This is a genomic window from Micromonospora sp. NPDC047762 (genome assembly GCF_043204655.1).
Taxonomy (GTDB): Bacteria; Actinomycetota; Actinomycetes; order Mycobacteriales; family Micromonosporaceae; genus Micromonospora.
Genome location: NZ_JBIDCQ010000012.1, coordinates 160,492 through 175,450 on the forward strand (window position 1 = coordinate 160,492; position 14,959 = coordinate 175,450).

Below are 14,959 nucleotides of genomic sequence, written 5' to 3' on the forward strand. Positions count from 1 at the left end.
ATTCCTCCTGCGGGTGCCGTCGGTCAGGGCAGGATCTCGACGTACCCGTCACTGCCGTGCACGCGGATCCGCTGCCCGTCGCGAATCAGCCGGGTCGCGTCGAGGACGCTGACGACAGCCGGCAGGCCATACTCCCTCGCGATCACCGCGCCGTGCGTCATCAACCCGCCCACCTCCGTGACCAGGCCGGCGATGCCGACGAACAGCGGCGTCCAGCTCGGGTCCGTGTGGGCCGTGACGAGGATGTCACCCGCTTCGAGGTCGGCCTGCGCCATGTCCAGGATGACGCGGGCACGTCCCTCGACAGTCCCGGCGGACACCGGCACACCGGCCAGGGCGCCGGCCGGCAGGTCGTCGCGTCGGTACGCGCCGGTGATGACCTCGCCGTCGGAGGTCAGCACCCGGGGCGGAGTGAGCGCCTGGTGCGCCCGGAACTCGTCGCGACGCTGCCGGATCAGTGCGGCGTCCACCCGGTGTGTGCGGACCACCTCGTGGAACTCCTGGAACGTGAGGTAGAAGACGTCCTCCTGCTCGGCGAGCACCCCGGCGTGCACCAGCCGCTCGGCCTCCGCCAGCAGTGCCTGTTTGTACAGGAAGTAGCGGCTGACGATGTCGTACTTCGGGTACTCCCGATAGCCGATGAAGGCCCGCACCCGGTCGATCATTCGCGCGGTCTCGTCGGCCTTCTGCTGCCCGTCCGGCAGCGCCCGCAGGCGCGTCAACACCTCTTGCGCCTGCTGCCGCGCCCGCTGTTGGCCCTGCTCGAAGCGCCGCCGGGCCGCGCCCGGCTCGAAGAGCTTGACGTTGTCGAGGAGTACGGGCACGAGCGTGGCGGGGCGTTCGCTCCACCGTGGCCTGGTGATGTCGATCTCGCCGACGCAGCGCATTCCGTACCGATCGAGGTACGCCTCGATGGCGGCGCGCGCCTCGGCTCCGCCCGTGACCTTCGGCAGCTCGTCGAGGAAGTCGTCGTGCGCGGCGTCCTGAAGGAACGCCACCACCTCCGGATACGGACGGATCACGTCGGCGACGTCGAGCAGCGCCAGCCCCATCTCCGACGTGACGTTGCCGGGGGCGGAGAGGGTGAGGGTGTCCGCGGCGTTCTTCTCGCCCAGCCACTCGTGCAGCCGGTCGTTGAGCCACCAGGTGGCCTCCATGCCCGCCATGATCGCCTGCATGTTCAACGGATCACTGAGGACCCGCTTGTGCTCCTGGAACGCCTCATGCAGGAAGTCGAACAGCGCCGTACCGGTCACCGTCGCGATGTCGCGTCGTAGGGCGGCGATGGACGCCTCGCTGCGCTCGATCAGCTCGGTCACGATCGCCGGGTCGGCCTCGCCCGAGGTGGACGGGCCACCGGTCGTCGGCCCACCCGGACCGGCCTGGTCCGGCAGCGTCGCAACGAAGTCCCGGCGGTCGAGCAGGGTCTCCAACGCGTCGCGCATCAGCGGATCGTCGCGCCCCGCCATTTTCAGAAAGCCGGCGCGGCTGGTGGGGGAGGCCAACAGCCGGGTGGCGTCGACGAACAACCTCCCGCCGGCCGCCAACATCCGGGCCATGGCGGTCAGCTGCCACATGGAGAGCCCCAACGGCCGCATGGCGTCGGTCATCATCTGTTGGTGACCGACCGAAAGGTAGACGTGGTTCTCCTGGTCATCGGCCGCCGGGACGGGGAACAGCGTCGTGATCGGCCGGCTCTGCACGATCTGGAAGTCGTCGTCGACCAGGCACCATTCGATGTCCTGCGGGCGGCCGAAATACGCCTCGATCCGTCGCCCGAGCCGCACCAGCCGCAGCGCCTGAGCCTGCGTCAGCGCCGGCTGCTCCTGCCGCCGCGGGTCGATCTCCACTTCCCGCGTCCCGCCGCCAGGCAGCGCGGCGACGGCACGCGCCTTCGCGGCGACCGTGCTGGCGACCACCTCACCGTCGCGCACAGTGAAGACGTCCGGGTTCACCAGACCGGACACCAGGGCCTCGCCGAGGCCGAAGCTGGCGTCGACTGTCGCGACCTTCCGGTCGCCCGTCACCGGGTCCGCCGTGAACAGGATGCCGGAGGCATCCGGAAGAACCATCCGCTGTACGACGACAGCCATCTGAACAGTGCGGTGGTCGATGCCGTTGCGCAGGCGGTAGATGACGGCCCGGTCGGTGAACAGTGACGCCCAGCACCGGCTGACGTGCCGCAGGACCGCCTCCGGCCCCACCACGTTCAGGTAGGTGTCCTGCTGGCCGGCGAAGGACGCGGTGGGCGTGTCCTCCGCCGTCGCGCTGGACCGTACTGCGTAGGCGGCCTGCTCGCCGAACCGGGCGAGCGCGCCGGTGATCGCGGCGGCCAGGCCGTCCGGAACCGGTGTCTCTTCGACGCTGCGGCGGATCTCCGCGCTGAGCGTTCTGATCGTCTCCCGGTCGTCCGGGCTCAACCGCGACAGCTGATCGAGCCGATCGTCGATCGACGGCGTCTGCGCCATGACCTTCCGGAAGGCCGCCGTCGTCACGCAGAACCCCGCCGGCACCCGGATGCCGTCGATCCGGGACAGCGCGCCCAGGTGCGCGGCCTTGCCGCCGACCATCGACACCTGCGTCTCGTCGACCTCTCGAAGATCCAACAGTGGTGCCCGGTCGCTGCGGTCCCCGTCCATCGACAACACACCCACGTCGCGCCCCCGTTACCTCGTTTGTGCTGGTCCGGCCGCCGATTCTGCGCCACGACCGGGGTCTTGCCGCAAGCCCCCAGGTGCGGTATACGTTAGAAGTGGCAGGGAGAGTCATCTCCTTGCCGTTTGTTTTTGGCGGGGCGGCCGATCGGGCGATCGGGCCCCCGCTCAGTCGTAGGGAAGTCGGCGCTGCTCGATTTTCAGCCCTCGGCCGAGCTGCCAGGAGGCGGTGGGCCAGGCCGCGATGAAGCCAGCTATCAGCCCGAGCTGACCGGCGAACCAGAACGTGGCGCTGTCGGGTCGCAGGGGTGGCTCCGGCAGGACCACCCGATGGGCGAGCGTCAGCCACGCGAACAGCGCCACCTCGAACGCGGTGATGGTCAGCAGCTCGATCCTGCCGACGTTCGACAGCGCGTGCCAGACCTTTCCGAGGCTGCGCCCCGGCCCGGCGAAATACCGGAAGAGCACGGCGATCGTCACCGCCATCAGGTAGTCGCCGGCGTAGTCGACCCACAGCGGGTCCTCGGCCGGGTCGAATCTCACGGCGTACAGGGCGATCTCGGCGACGATGAACCCGAGAGCGCAGTGCGCGCCACAGCGGGACACGTGGGTCACGACGATGCCCCGCCGGGGCCGTCGCGGTTGCTCCTCCTGCCGCCGTCGAGAGAACGCCTCGGGCCTGCCCCAGTTCCAGTAGAGGCGGACGGCGGCCGGGCCGATGTAGAGGACGGTCACCAGCCAGACGATCTCCATGACCCGGACCGGCTGACGGTGCCCGCGCAGATAGGTGTCGGCCACCACGACCGCGAAGCTGACGACGCCGACCGCGAGCGAAGCCCAGGAGAGCGCCACGAGCCAGGTTGGTTGCATCCCCGCCCCTTCCGCCAGCCGGGCGAGTCTTTCATGTCGTACTCGTCCGGATTGGTGAATCGGGCGTTCCCGCCGGTGTCACAGGTCGGTGTCCGCCCCCCACCAAAGATCTCCGCGCTGGCACACTCTCGGTCACGGTCGACTGGTATACGCGGGCCGAAATGGACGGCGACGTCGTCCGGGTCTCGTCACCGCACGTCAACGAATTGCTGTCGGCGAACTTCTGGTGGTTGCGGGGCAACGATCCCGGCCACGGGGACAGCTTCGACCGCACGCGCCTTCGCCAGTTGGCCGAGACCTACCTGTGCAGGACGGCCGCCAGCGCTGCCCGTCCCGAAAGCTGACGTATTGCATAATTCTGTACATGCCTCCCAAAAGGGAAACTTCACGGCTCACCCGTAGCCCGGGCCGGTTGCTGGCCTTCAGCGACGGTGTCTTCGCGATCGCCGTGACGCTCCTCGTGCTGGAGATCCAACCGCCCGACGACTTCGAGCGCCTCGTTCAGGGGCTCGGTGCGCTGTGGCCGTCGTACCTGGCCTACGCGTTGAGCTTCCTGCTCATCGGGCAGGTGTGGGTGAATCACCACGTCATGTTCGACCGCGTCCGGCACGTCGACCGAGGGGTCCTGTTCCTCAACACGTTGCTCCTGATGGTCATCGCGTTCCTGCCGTTCTCCACGTCACTGCTCGCGGACGCGTTGCGCGCGGAGCAGGGCCTGCGCGCGTCGGTCGTCGTCTACGGCGGCACACTGTGGACGGCAGCGGCTCTCTTCAACATCGTGTGGGCGCACCTTCGGCGGGCCAGACTGCTGGACCCCGGCCTCGGTCCCATCGGTGCGCGGGCCATCGGTCGCCGGTTCGCGCTCGCGCTGGTCTGGATCGGCTCCGGCATCCTCGTCGGCGCGTTCGTGCCGATCGCCGGCGTCGCCATCATCGCCGGGTTCCTGCCCGCCTACTACCTGCCCATCCGCGGCGAGTACGGCGAGGACGAAACCGCCGGGCAACCGGCCGACTAACTAGAGTCGGTGCCATGCGGATCCGGATCGACGGCAGCGATCTCCCAGGTCAGCGTCCCGGTGCGGAGGCCGACGCGCTGCGGCGGGGCAACGTACACGTCGGGGTTCAGCGCAAGGCCGAGGTGGTCGATCAGGTCCCGGCCGACGCGGCCAGCGCCACCTGGTCCTTCGAGGTGTCCAGCCGTGAGGTCGACGCTGCGCTCGACGTCGGTGGCCCCTGGGTGCACGGCCGCCCCGGGGCGCGGTTTCTCTATCTGAGCTGGGGCGCGGTGACCCCTGACGGCTTCGCCATGTTCCGACGAGCGAAGTTGATGTTCACCGACGTGCCGACCGAGCTGCTGCGCGCCGCCCACGAGGGCAACGGGACGCTGGTCGGCCGGGTCGGGTTGACCGACGTCGCCGGTGAGCCCGTCTGCGCTCGGGTGCACCCGCCCGCCATCTCGTGGACGGTGGAGTGGGTAGCCGTCTAGCTGCCGAAGTCGACGCCGCTGAGGGAGACGGAGCGGTACGCGGCGAGGCGTTCGGCCTGCGCGGTGACGGCCTTACGCGTGGCGTCCGACAGTCGCTGCCACGGCCGGACGGCGACGGTGAACGTCCTGCCGGACTTGCGGGGCCGCCAGGTGCCCACCAGCTCGCCGTCGACCAGGACGGCACCGGGGCGACCCAACACCGGCCACAGCTCCTTGGCGTGGGTGGCGTCCGGCACCAGCGTCGCCCGGTCCTTGGCCTGGAGGAACAGGTCGAACGGGCCGAGCAGTCGGGTGACAGTGCCGTCGGCGGATTCCAGCGCCTCCTCGTCGGTGGCCAGCAGTGAGCGCACCTCGCGGTCGACCGTCACCTCGATCACGTCGTCGGGCCAGTGCGCCTTCACGTCCTTCACGGGGGAGTCGAGGTAGTCGGCGACCTGTTTCGGGGTGGCCGGACCGAGCAGGCGAAGATAGGCGCGGATGAGGTCGAAGCGGTCACCCGCCGTGGCTGCCTTCCTGAACCCGGTGATGCGCCGCAGGACCGGGGGTGAGGTGTCGAGCTGCAGCTCCACTCCGGCCCGCACGGCGGCGAGCCGGAACGGCATCTCGTAGAGGTGCGTGGCGTCGCACGGCCGGCAGAACCGCAGATAGGGCTCGGGCAGCATGGTGGCCAGGCGGCCGGAGACGTCCCCCTTGACCGTGGGCGTGCTGACGATGGCACGCATCCGGTCGGCGATCTTGTCGAGGGCCGCGAGGGTGTCGATGCCGGCGGCCCTCAACGGTTTCGCGGCGTCGTAGATGCGCTTGCCCGCGTCGGCCTCGGAGAAGGGTTCGACCGCCGCCGCCACCTTCGCAACGTCGGCCCGGCGGTAGAGGTGGGGAGCGCCCCGCACCGTCCACAGCAGGACCAGGTCGGTGTCGGACAATGCAATCACGTCGACCCCGCGTACCGCCAGCGCCCACCGCGCGCCGTCCGGACCGGTGTTCTGCACCCCGAGGTCCAGGACGGCGGTGTCGGCGATTGTGCCCTCGTCGCGGTCGAGCTGCTGGGCCCGAACCCGGAAGTTCATCACCTGGTGCCGATCGACCATGTCAGCACCCTAGTTGGGGCGGCACGCCCGGTGGGTCCAGGCGCGCAGCGCCCATTCGACGGGGCCGTACCGGAACCGCCGTAGCCACCACGCGCTGACCACCAGTTGCCCCGCGAAGATCACCAGTGCGATCAGCAGTGTCTGTGCCGTCGAGGTGCGGCCGACCAGGCCCCACCCGAGGCCGGTGAAGACGAGCACGCACACCAGCGACTGGGCCAGGTAGTTGGTCAGGGCCATCCGCCCGGCGGGCGCGAACGCGTCCGCGAGGCGCGGCCGCCGCGTGAACAGGCGCAGCAGGGTCGCGGCGTAGGCGGCGGCCAGGAACGGCGCGGTGACGATGCTGACCATCAGTCCGGTCAGGTTCGCGGTGGAACCACCGACCGCGAACACCACCGCGCCGGCCAGACCGACGGGGTACCCCACCTTCTCGCACCGGCGCAGCAGGTCCTGATGGGCGGGCAGGGTGGCGAGGAGCCGCCGCTTGCCGGCGGCGAGGCCGACCAGGAACGCCGCGAACGCCAGCGGCCCCTGCACGGCGAGGCCGCCGATCATCGCCGGCATCGACCGAAGATGCTCCAGGACGACATCGTCGAAGCCGCCGCCCAGAGCCAGCGTGGAACGCGCACCGGCGCTGAGCGCGACGGCCTCGTCCGGAACCAGTGTGGCACCGAGGACCGCGGCGACCCCGACCACCACGGCGATGCCGCCGATGATGGTCGCCGCCGCGATCAGCGCGGTGCGGGGCTCGATCCGCCGGACCGCGAGCAGCACGAGACCGAGCAGCGCGTACGTGGTGAGGATGTCGCCGTGGAACAGCAGCACCGCGTGCAGCACGCCGAGAGCGAACAACCCGGAGAGCCGGCGCAGGAACGCCGGGCGGAACGCCGCTCCGCGTCGAGCCGCGGAGTCGAGTTGCAGGGTGAAGCTGTAACCGAACAGGAAGGCGAACAGCAGGTAGGCCTTCATCGCGAAGAACAGCTCCACCGCGCCGGCGATCAGCACGTCCACCGCGCCGCGCGTCGGGTCGTCGACCAGGTGGAAGTCGTAGCCGGAGCTGAAGAACGCGATGTTCACCAGCAGGATGAGCAGCAGCGCGCATCCGCGCAGTGCGTCCACGACGGTGATGCGGGCGCGGGTGTCCCCGGGCGAGGGCTGTGGGTGGCCGTCGCCCGGTGGGTCGAGCCGGGTCACATTCATGGTGTCCAGCGTCCGGAGCACGGCCCGCTGCCGGGAAGTGCTTTCGTCACACGCACTGTTGTGACGAAAAGGCGCCATCCCTACGGCGGGGGAGACGAGTCCCTCCGCGCGGCGACCCGCTCGCCGCGCCGTTCGGCGACGGTGATCTCGGATGTGCCAACGCCCGCCGCTGATGGAGACGACGCCGTGACTCGAACACCGCACACGAACGCCGTGCCCGCCCCGCCACGTCGGGTGCCGCAGTGGTTGCCGCTGACGCCAACGGTGCTGGGATCCGCCCTGATGATCGGCTACTCGGCGACCCCTGCCCTGGCAGTTCGCGGCGGACCTGAGGGAGCCCGGCGCGGAGGACATCTTCACCCCGACGGGAGTCCTGATCGGTCTCCCGCTCCTGTTGGCCTGGACGACCGCGTTGCCGCTGGCGGGCTGGTCCCACTACCGCCGTACCCGTCGGCCGCGACGCGACCGGCGGCGCTGGTCGGCGGCAGTGGATGACCGACCAGCGTCGCCGTCCGGGTGGCCCAGGATCGGGTGACGGTTTCAGGCGACCAGGGAAACCCACCCGTTGTCCAGGTCGTAGCGGGCGCCCACCACCCGCAGCGCGCCCTCGTGCACCTTCTCGGAGATGATCGTGCTGCGTGCGCTGAGCGCCTCCACCTGCGCGGCGATGTTGGCGCGCACCCCGTTCTCCACGGGGTCGCCGGGGTGGTTCAGCACCGGCTCGACGATCGGGCGCAGGGCGTCCACGATGGTGCCGATGTGCCCGGGCGCCGTACCGCCGGTGTGGATGGCGTCGATGGTGGCGGTGATCGCGCCGCAGCGTTCGTGACCGAGGACGACGATCAGCAGGCTGCCGAACTCCTCCACTGCGAACTCGACGCTGCCGAGCAGCAGGTCGTCGACGATGTTGCCGGCCACCCGGTTGTCGAACAGGTCACCCAGCCCCTGGTCGAAGAGCACCTCGGGGGCCACCCGGGAGTCCGCGCAGCCGACCGTGATGGCGAACGGGTGCTGGCCGGCGGCGAGCCGGTGCAGGTCGGACAGGCCCTGGTGCGGGTGCCGGCCGCGGCCGGAGGTGAACCGCCGGTTGCCGGCCTGTAGCCGACGCAGTGCCTCCGTCGGCGTGTCGATCGGGCTTTCCGCTGGCGCGGCGGAGGCGGCGGACGGGCTGGCTGCGGCCGCGCCGAGCGCCACGGCGGCGGCGCCACCGGCGGTCAGCAGCGAACGGCGGGACAGGTGCGAACGTGCCACGATCATCTCCCTGAGGTGAGGCAACTCGCCTCTTCCTACCAGCTTCCGTCCACATTGGTGGTTACCGTTCGGTGGCCAGTGGGCGACGGTGGATCGCTCCGGTTCCTTCGGCCACCGCGAGTAACAAGACGGGTTGACCTTGACACAGTGACAAGGCCTTGACTGGGGTCGAAGAGGTGATCTGATGACCAGGCCGGAACAGGACATGTACGCGACGAGGGTCTCCCGGGGGCTGGAGAGCAGCGAAGCTTCGGTGCGACTGCGCGCGGCGCTGGCGGTCGGCACGAACCCGGACTCGCAGCTCGTCGACACGCTCATCGAGCGATGCGCGGTCGAGCCCGAGTTCTCCGTACGCGAGATGCTCACCTGGGCGCTGCTGCGCCACCCACCCGCACTGACCGTCGCGAAGCTCACCGCCGAGCTCCACTCGGAGCGCGCCCAGGCCCGAAGTCAGGCTTTGCACACGCTGTCCAAGATCGGGGACCGGCGGGCCTGGCCGGCGATCACCCGGGCGTTGCTGACCGATGCCGACGGCGAGGTGGCACGCAGCGCCTGGCGCGCGGCGGTCGCGCTCGTACCCTTCGGTGCGGAGCCCGAGTTGGCCGCTGTGTTGTCGACGCAGCTCGGGCGGGGAGGGCGTGAGATGCAGTTGAGTCTCAGCCGGGCGCTGATCGCGCTCGGCGAGGTGGTCATGCCGATCCTGCGTGCCGCGATGGCGGATCTCGACCCACGCGTACGCACGCACGCGGTCGCCACCCAACGTCTCATGCAGGATCCGGATGCCGGGTTCGAGTTCGCGATCGAGGCGGCGAAGCGCGTCGTCGCCCTCGGCCCGACAGGCACGAAGGGATGACACCAGGTGTTGATCGGTGAGGTGGCGCGACGGTCCGGGGTCAGCGCCCGCATGCTCAGGCATTACGACGCGCTCGGGCTGATCCGGCCCACCGGTCGCACCGGTTCCGGCTATCGCGAGTACACCAGCGAGGACGTCCGGCTGATCTTCCACGTCGAGAGCCTGCGGTCGCTGGGCCTGTCGCTACGTGACGTCCGCCGCGCGCTCGACGATCCCGGCTTCACCCCCGCCGAACTCGTCAAGGACCTCATCCGGCGGACGCGACTGCGCATCGCGGACGAGATGGAGTTGCTCACCCGACTCGGTCGGATCGGTGATGCGAACCCCTCCCACTGGGAGGACGTCCTGCAGGTGGTGACACTCCTGCGGGCACTGGGGTCGGACAGCGCGGGTACCCGCCAGCGCGCCGCCCTGTCCTCGGTCGTTGAGGGGCCGGCGCCGGTGGAGGCACTTGTCGAGGCGGTGCTGAATGAGTCGGACCCGAACGTCGCCGGAGCCCTGCGCTGGGCGCTGGCGCAGTCCGGCGACAGCGGGTTGGCGCTGCTGACCGACGGCCTCGGCTCACCGGAGGCCGAGGTACGCAGGCGCGCCGTCCAGTCCGTGGCCGAGATCCCGCACCCCGCGGCGACCGACGTGCTGCGGGACGCCCTCGCGCACCCCGACATCGTGGTCCGCGGGTACGCGGCTCTGGCGCTCGGCGCGCGCGGTGTGGCGGACGCGCTTCCCACGTTGATCGACATGGTTGTCGAGGAGACCAAGGATGTCGACGCTGCCGACGCGTTGAGCCTGCTGGCGGCCGACCCCGCGCTGGCAGACCAGATTGCGACCCGGCTGGTTGCCTGCCTCGGGAAGAGCGGCGTCGCACCGTCCGCACGGCGACGGCTGACCGAGGCGATGGCGGACATCCCGGGAAGCACCGCCGTACGCGCCCTCACGGACCTGTCGCATGATCAGGACCGCGCCGTCGCACTGACGGCGACCTCCATCCTCGCGCTCCGCGACGTGGCCTCATCATGACCAGACACTGTGGAGCCGCCGAGGGGGCGCAACGCCGAGCGAATTGATCATCGTTTGGGCTTCGGCTATCGTCCGCGTCCGTGAAATCTTCCCGTCTTGCCTCCGCCATGTTGATCCTCGCCGTTTCGACGACCCTCGCCGCCTGTGGCGACGCCGACAAGGCGACGACCGCAGGATCCACCACGCCCGCTGCCACCTCCGCAGCCCCGTCCGCGGTGGCCACCTCCGCTGCCGCCACGCCGGCCTCGTCGCCCGCGGCGGGCGCCGCGAGCGACAAGGAACTCTGCGAGTCGGCGAAGAAGGTCAGCGACGAGATGAAGGCCGAGCTGGTGAAGGTCGCCATGACCGGCGAGGCGTCGGCGGCGGATTACCAGAAGATCCTGAACGACCTGGACAAGAAGATCGCCGTGGTCGCCTCGACCGGCGACGGCAAGGTGGCCACGGCCCTGCGGGCGTTCGGCGCGGAGGCGGCCAAGGCCGCGGCTGCGGCGGACCCGGCTACCGCCGCCGACAACCCGGCCTTCGAGAAGGCCGGCAAGGACATCTCCGCCGCGTGCAAGGCGGCGGGTTTCACGCTGGTCATCTGACCCTCGTGACCCGGTCGCACCGGGTGCGGTGACGGACGGCCCCCACGCCTGAGCGTGGGGGCCGTCGCATCGCAGGCGGTGGTCAGCCGCCGGCGAACGTCGTGTCGACGCCGCACTTGGCGTTCTGGTTGAGGCAGGACTTCACCAGGTCGCCGAGACGCTCCGGTTCCCAGGCGTTCATGAAGTCGCCGTGCATGGATGACGGCTTGCCGGAGGAGAGGCTGAGGCCGTCACCGCCCAGCGACTCGTAGTTGACCATGAAGGAGAGATCCGGAACGGCCACCGGGTACTTGCCGGTGCAGACGCCGTTCACCGGGTCGCCCATGTGCGACTTGTGATCGGGTGAGTCGATGTTCTTGCCGTCCCAGCAGTCCTTGAACACGAGCTGGAAGATCAGGTTGCCGCCGGGGGCGCACTTCGGCCAGTTACCGTCGGCGCTGCGGCCGATCTCGGCGCTACCCGCGCACCAGAACTGGTTACTACCGGCGTTCTTCGGGGTGTCCACCTGCCGCTTGGCGTCACCTTCGACCACCCTCAGGCCCGGCGGGAAGGGCTTGACGGTCGACGGGTCCTTGACCCGCGAGCCGTAGTAGATGCGCATGCTCTTGATCGGCACCGCCTTGCCGTCCTTGCGTAGCTCCGGGGTCCAGTAGGCGCTCTTGTCCCCGGGGGCGTTACAGGTGTTCGCCGCGTCGAACAACGTGTCCGTCGTGGTGAAGGCGTCGATCTTCGGGCCGAAGAAGGTGTGCATGTGCGAGGCGCCAGCGAGACCAGGCAGGACGATCGGATCGTCCGGGGCCGAGTTCGCGACACCGCAGTCGGTGTGGAATTCCGGCACCCGGGTGGTGCCCGGCGGCACCGCCTTCGGCTTCATGGCGTTGAAGGCGGCCAGTTCCCTGCTCCACTGTGCCTGGTCGACGGGCACCCAGCCGCCGGCCGGTGCGCTCGGCGGGACGGACGTCGACGGGGACGCGGACGCGGTGGAACTCGGCGTGGCCGAAGGGGCGGCCGATGTGCTCGGCGTGGCCGACGCGCTGGGCGACGTGCCCTTCGCGGGGCCGAACGTGAACCAGTTCAGGTTCACGAAGTCCGACGTCGAGGCGCTCTTCATGACCGCGAAGACGGTCTGCGCACCGGACGGCAGAGCTGACGCCTTCGCGGTGACGGTCGTCCACTTCTGCCAACCGCCGGTCTGCGCGATCGGGAACCCGGCCAGCAGTGGACCGTCCTGCGCGCCGAGGCGCAACTCGACGGTGCCGCCGGCGGCGTTGTGCGAGGCGACCCGGGCCGTCAGGTCGACGCCCGTCACCGACACATTGTCGAAGCGCAGCCAGTCGCCGCTGGCCAGCCAGCCAACGTTACGGCCGCCGTCGGCGTCGCCGGTGCCCTCGGTCTGCGCCCCGGACTGTGCCGCGAAGGCCTCTGCCTGCACCCGGCCAGGCACCGCGACCTCCTCGGCCTGGGCGCCGGCGATGTAGATGCCGCTGCCGGCCAGCGCGGCGGCAACCGCGGAGGCGAGCGTGATGCGAGTGAGGCGACGACGCTTTCGCGCCCGATCCGGCGGTGCGACGTGCGCGGGGGGAGTCCGCATTACCAGTGGTTTCCTTCGAGTCGACGGTGAAGCTCTGTCGGAAGGAGTATGTGCACGTCAGAGGCCTGCATCAACTCGCGGGAAAAGAATTAAGGAGGCCGGTCGACAAGCGCCCTGGCAGCCGGCGCGACGGCTCCGGATGACAATTTTTCGCTCGTGCAGCCTTAAGTTTCCTTTAAGTCCTGCCGCCCGGGTTATGGTGCGATGATTACGAATTTTGAGTAACGAATTGTGGGCGAATTCTCGGTCTCAGCCGCTGACCGGTTCGACGCGGATGGCCGGCGACAGCGCGCGCAGGAAGTCGGGCGCGTCGAACATCTCGCCGGCGGAGGCGACGCCGCTGGTCCTCGTCCGACCATCGAGGACGCGCCCGACCGCTTCCACGGCCAGGGGCGCGCTGACGGCGTAGATGTCCTTGCCACTGGCCATGACACGGCGGCGCGCGTCGCCGCGACGCACTATGACGTCGACCGTGAACGTCTGCGCGGACCGGCCCCGCCCGTCGACCGCGACCGGCGCCGCCGCGGCGGTCAGGTCGCTGGCGGCGTCGACGGTCATGTAGGTGCGGACCTCGGGGATGACCAGGTGACGGGGGATGGTGACGACGTCGGCCATGCTGAACTCCCCGAGGACGCTGCGGCGACCCAACGGCGCGGGGAAGTCCCAGTCCACCCTCGGCAGGTCCCCGCCGGAGTGGTACTCCAACCGGCCGCCGGTGTAGCGGACCCGGCGGCCGGCGCGGCGCTCGCGGGAGACGACGCCCGCGGCGACCGTCCCGGCCGTCGGGTGCCAGCTACTCAGTCCGTACGCGACGTGCGCCTCGTCGGCCGACGCCCAGTCACCCATCGCCGTCGTCGCGAGCAGGTCACCGAGCCCGCCGAAGAAGGCCATCGCCGGGACCACCGCGACACCGGCGGCGCGGGCGCGCTCGGTGAAGTGGGTGAACGTGTCGAGGTTGGCCTCGATCTCGGCCGCCACGTCCACGTACGGGATCCCGGCGCGCAGCGCGGCCTCGATCACACCGGCGGCGGTCGACGCGAACGGCCCCGCGCAGTTGATGACCGCGTCCACACCGGCCAGCGCCGCGTCGAGCGAGGCCGGATCGTCGACCGACGCCACCCGGTAGCCGGGCCCGAACGCCGCCAGCCGGCGCGGGTCACGGCCCACCGGCAGTGCACCGAACCCGCGCTCCCGCAGCTCCGCCATCACGAACCGTCCGGTGTGCCCGTACGCCCCGAACACCGCCACGCTGTAACCCATCGCTGCCCCCTCGAAAGATCGACTGGGTCCAGCCTCCCGCAGCGTCCGGCAACCGGCCAGTGTCGGGAACGCCAACCCCCGTACAGTTTCGGACATGGCCCTTGTCGCGATCGCCGCCACCGACGGGATGCTGCACTTCGAGCTGGCCCTTGCCTGCGAGGTCTTCGCCCACGACCCCTCCGGCCTGGCCGATCCCTGGTACGACGTGGCGATCTGCGGTCCCGGCCCGGTCCGGGTCGGTCGCTTCCTGCTGACGCCCGACGACGGGTTGGAACGCCTCGCCCGCGCCGACACCGTGATCATCCCGTCGGTCGAGGACGTCGACGGGGACGTACCCCCCGACCTGCTCGACGCGGTCCGCGCGGCCCACCTGGCGGGCGCCCGGATGGTCTCGCTGTGCACCGGCGCGTTCGTGCTGGCCGCCGCCGGAGTGCTCGACGGGCAGCGGGCCACCACCCACTGGGCCCACACCCAGGCGCTGGCCGCCCGCTATCCCCGGGTCCGCGTCGATCCGGACGTGCTCTACGTCGACAACGGCACCGTGCTCGCCTCCGCCGGGAAGGCCGCCGCGATCGACCTGTGCCTGCACCTGATCCGCCGCGACCACGGCTCGATCGTCGCCAATGCCGTCGCCCGCCGCCTGGTCGTGCCACCGCACCGCGCCGGTGGTCAGGCCCAGTACCTCACCACCCCGGTGCCCGCCCGTGACGACCACCCATTGGCCACCCTGTTGCCCTGGGCCCTGGCCCGCCTGGACCGGCCGCTGACCGTCGAGGACCTGGCCCGGCAGGCGAACATGAGCTCACGCAACCTGGCCCGCCACTTCCGGTCGGCCACCGGCACCACCCCACTGCTGTGGCTGTCGACGCAGCGGATCCGCCGTGCCCAGGAGCTGCTGGAGAACACCGACGACAGCATCGACGCCGTCGCCGAGGCGGCCGGCATGGGCACCGCCGCGACACTGCGTCGACACTTCCACCGCACCGTCGGTGTGCCGCCGGACGCGTACCGGCGCACCTTCCGGGCCACCAGGCCCGCCGACGGCTGAATCCTGACCGGGGTGCGCGCGGACGCCGTCGCTTCTCGGCGTCGGGCAGGATGCCAAG

General features: G+C 70.4%; 14 protein-coding genes. 7 read left to right on the forward strand and 7 right to left on the reverse strand.

Features of this window, described 5'->3' with window-relative positions; translation table 11 throughout:
- Positions 1-23 precede the first annotated feature (23 nt).
- Positions 24-2,639: a rifamycin-inactivating phosphotransferase gene (gene rph, locus ACGF3C_RS30180; protein ID WP_393227113.1), complete on the reverse strand. Its 2,616-nt coding sequence runs from the start codon at positions 2,637-2,639 to the stop codon at positions 24-26.
- Positions 2,640-2,822: 183 nt separating this feature from the next.
- Positions 2,823-3,524, reverse strand: coding sequence for a DUF4396 domain-containing protein (locus ACGF3C_RS30185; protein WP_357227286.1), 702 nt, complete (start codon positions 3,522-3,524; stop codon positions 2,823-2,825).
- Positions 3,525-3,685: 161 nt separating this feature from the next.
- On the opposite strand from ACGF3C_RS30185, the gene ACGF3C_RS30190 reads away from it, so the two are divergent.
- Genes ACGF3C_RS30190 through ACGF3C_RS30200 form a run of 3 tightly spaced genes read left to right on the forward strand, consistent with a single transcriptional unit; the run spans position 3,686 to position 5,009 of the window.
- Entirely contained in the window at positions 3,686-3,868 is a 183-nt protein-coding gene (locus tag ACGF3C_RS30190) for a hypothetical protein (RefSeq protein WP_393227115.1), read from the forward strand.
- Positions 3,869-3,888: 20 nt separating this feature from the next.
- Complete coding sequence (locus tag ACGF3C_RS30195; protein WP_393227117.1) at positions 3,889-4,539, forward strand: TMEM175 family protein; 651 nt, start codon at positions 3,889-3,891, stop codon at positions 4,537-4,539.
- Between the two features lie 14 nt (positions 4,540-4,553).
- Positions 4,554-5,009 carry a DUF5990 family protein gene (locus tag ACGF3C_RS30200; RefSeq protein ID WP_393227118.1) on the forward strand — a complete coding sequence of 152 codons (456 nt, stop codon included), beginning with the start codon at positions 4,554-4,556 and terminating at the stop codon, positions 5,007-5,009.
- Here the strand turns inward: ACGF3C_RS30200 and ACGF3C_RS30205 are convergent.
- The 3 genes from ACGF3C_RS30205 to ACGF3C_RS30215 all read right to left on the reverse strand — a co-directional run bounded on the left by ACGF3C_RS30205 (position 5,006) and on the right by ACGF3C_RS30215 (position 8,545).
- Positions 5,006-6,097: a winged helix DNA-binding domain-containing protein gene (locus tag ACGF3C_RS30205; protein ID WP_393227120.1), complete on the reverse strand. Its 1,092-nt coding sequence runs from the start codon at positions 6,095-6,097 to the stop codon at positions 5,006-5,008. The genes ACGF3C_RS30200 and ACGF3C_RS30205 overlap by 4 nt on opposite strands.
- Before the next feature lie 9 nt (positions 6,098-6,106).
- The gene (locus ACGF3C_RS30210) at positions 6,107-7,294 is read right to left on the reverse strand and encodes a DUF418 domain-containing protein (RefSeq protein WP_393227122.1); all 1,188 of its coding nucleotides are present in this window, start codon (positions 7,292-7,294) and stop codon (positions 6,107-6,109) included.
- Positions 7,295-7,834: 540 nt separating this feature from the next.
- Positions 7,835-8,545: a carbonic anhydrase gene (locus ACGF3C_RS30215; RefSeq protein ID WP_393227123.1), complete on the reverse strand. Its 711-nt coding sequence runs from the start codon at positions 8,543-8,545 to the stop codon at positions 7,835-7,837.
- Positions 8,546-8,729: 184 nt separating this feature from the next.
- Between ACGF3C_RS30215 and ACGF3C_RS30220 the strand changes: the two genes are divergently transcribed.
- The 3 genes from ACGF3C_RS30220 (at position 8,730) to ACGF3C_RS30230 (ending at position 11,002) form a co-directional block, all read left to right on the forward strand.
- The gene (locus tag ACGF3C_RS30220) at positions 8,730-9,398 is read left to right on the forward strand and encodes a HEAT repeat domain-containing protein (RefSeq protein ID WP_393227125.1); all 669 of its coding nucleotides are present in this window, start codon (positions 8,730-8,732) and stop codon (positions 9,396-9,398) included.
- 6 nt (positions 9,399-9,404) lie between these two features.
- Positions 9,405-10,415: a HEAT repeat domain-containing protein gene (locus tag ACGF3C_RS30225; protein ID WP_357227266.1), complete on the forward strand. Its 1,011-nt coding sequence runs from the start codon at positions 9,405-9,407 to the stop codon at positions 10,413-10,415.
- 80 nt (positions 10,416-10,495) lie between these two features.
- Positions 10,496-11,002: a hypothetical protein gene (locus tag ACGF3C_RS30230; protein ID WP_357234029.1), complete on the forward strand. Its 507-nt coding sequence runs from the start codon at positions 10,496-10,498 to the stop codon at positions 11,000-11,002.
- Between the two features lie 82 nt (positions 11,003-11,084).
- Here the strand turns inward: ACGF3C_RS30230 and ACGF3C_RS30235 are convergent, their stop codons facing one another.
- Complete coding sequence (locus ACGF3C_RS30235; protein ID WP_393227127.1) at positions 11,085-12,593, reverse strand: DUF1996 domain-containing protein; 1,509 nt, start codon at positions 12,591-12,593, stop codon at positions 11,085-11,087.
- 249 nt (positions 12,594-12,842) lie between these two features.
- Positions 12,843-13,853, reverse strand: coding sequence for an NAD(P)H-binding protein (locus tag ACGF3C_RS30240; RefSeq protein ID WP_357234023.1), 1,011 nt, complete (start codon positions 13,851-13,853; stop codon positions 12,843-12,845).
- A 94-nt stretch (positions 13,854-13,947) separates the two neighbouring features.
- On the opposite strand from ACGF3C_RS30240, the gene ACGF3C_RS30245 reads away from it, so the two are divergent.
- Positions 13,948-14,901: a helix-turn-helix domain-containing protein gene (locus ACGF3C_RS30245; RefSeq protein WP_393227129.1), complete on the forward strand. Its 954-nt coding sequence runs from the start codon at positions 13,948-13,950 to the stop codon at positions 14,899-14,901.
- The last annotated feature ends 58 nt before the right edge of the window (positions 14,902-14,959 follow it).

What these genes read in the sequence shown, in the direction of transcription:
- rph (WP_393227113.1), bottom strand. Translation starts at nt 2,639, where the DNA reads ATGGACGGGGACCGCAGCGACCGGGCACCACTGTTGGATCTTCGAGAG.
- ACGF3C_RS30185 (WP_357227286.1), bottom strand. Translation starts at nt 3,524, where the DNA reads ATGCAACCAACCTGGCTCGTGGCGCTCTCCTGGGCTTCGCTCGCGGTC.
- ACGF3C_RS30190 (WP_393227115.1), top strand. Translation starts at nt 3,686, where the DNA reads ATGGACGGCGACGTCGTCCGGGTCTCGTCACCGCACGTCAACGAATTG.
- ACGF3C_RS30195 (WP_393227117.1), top strand. Translation starts at nt 3,889, where the DNA reads ATGCCTCCCAAAAGGGAAACTTCACGGCTCACCCGTAGCCCGGGCCGG.
- ACGF3C_RS30200 (WP_393227118.1), top strand. Translation starts at nt 4,554, where the DNA reads ATGCGGATCCGGATCGACGGCAGCGATCTCCCAGGTCAGCGTCCCGGT.
- ACGF3C_RS30205 (WP_393227120.1), bottom strand. Translation starts at nt 6,097, where the DNA reads ATGGTCGATCGGCACCAGGTGATGAACTTCCGGGTTCGGGCCCAGCAG.
- ACGF3C_RS30210 (WP_393227122.1), bottom strand. Translation starts at nt 7,294, where the DNA reads ATGAATGTGACCCGGCTCGACCCACCGGGCGACGGCCACCCACAGCCC.
- ACGF3C_RS30220 (WP_393227125.1), top strand. Translation starts at nt 8,730, where the DNA reads ATGACCAGGCCGGAACAGGACATGTACGCGACGAGGGTCTCCCGGGGG.
- ACGF3C_RS30235 (WP_393227127.1), bottom strand. Translation starts at nt 12,593, where the DNA reads ATGCGGACTCCCCCCGCGCACGTCGCACCGCCGGATCGGGCGCGAAAG.
- ACGF3C_RS30240 (WP_357234023.1), bottom strand. Translation starts at nt 13,853, where the DNA reads ATGGGTTACAGCGTGGCGGTGTTCGGGGCGTACGGGCACACCGGACGG.
- ACGF3C_RS30245 (WP_393227129.1), top strand. Translation starts at nt 13,948, where the DNA reads ATGGCCCTTGTCGCGATCGCCGCCACCGACGGGATGCTGCACTTCGAG.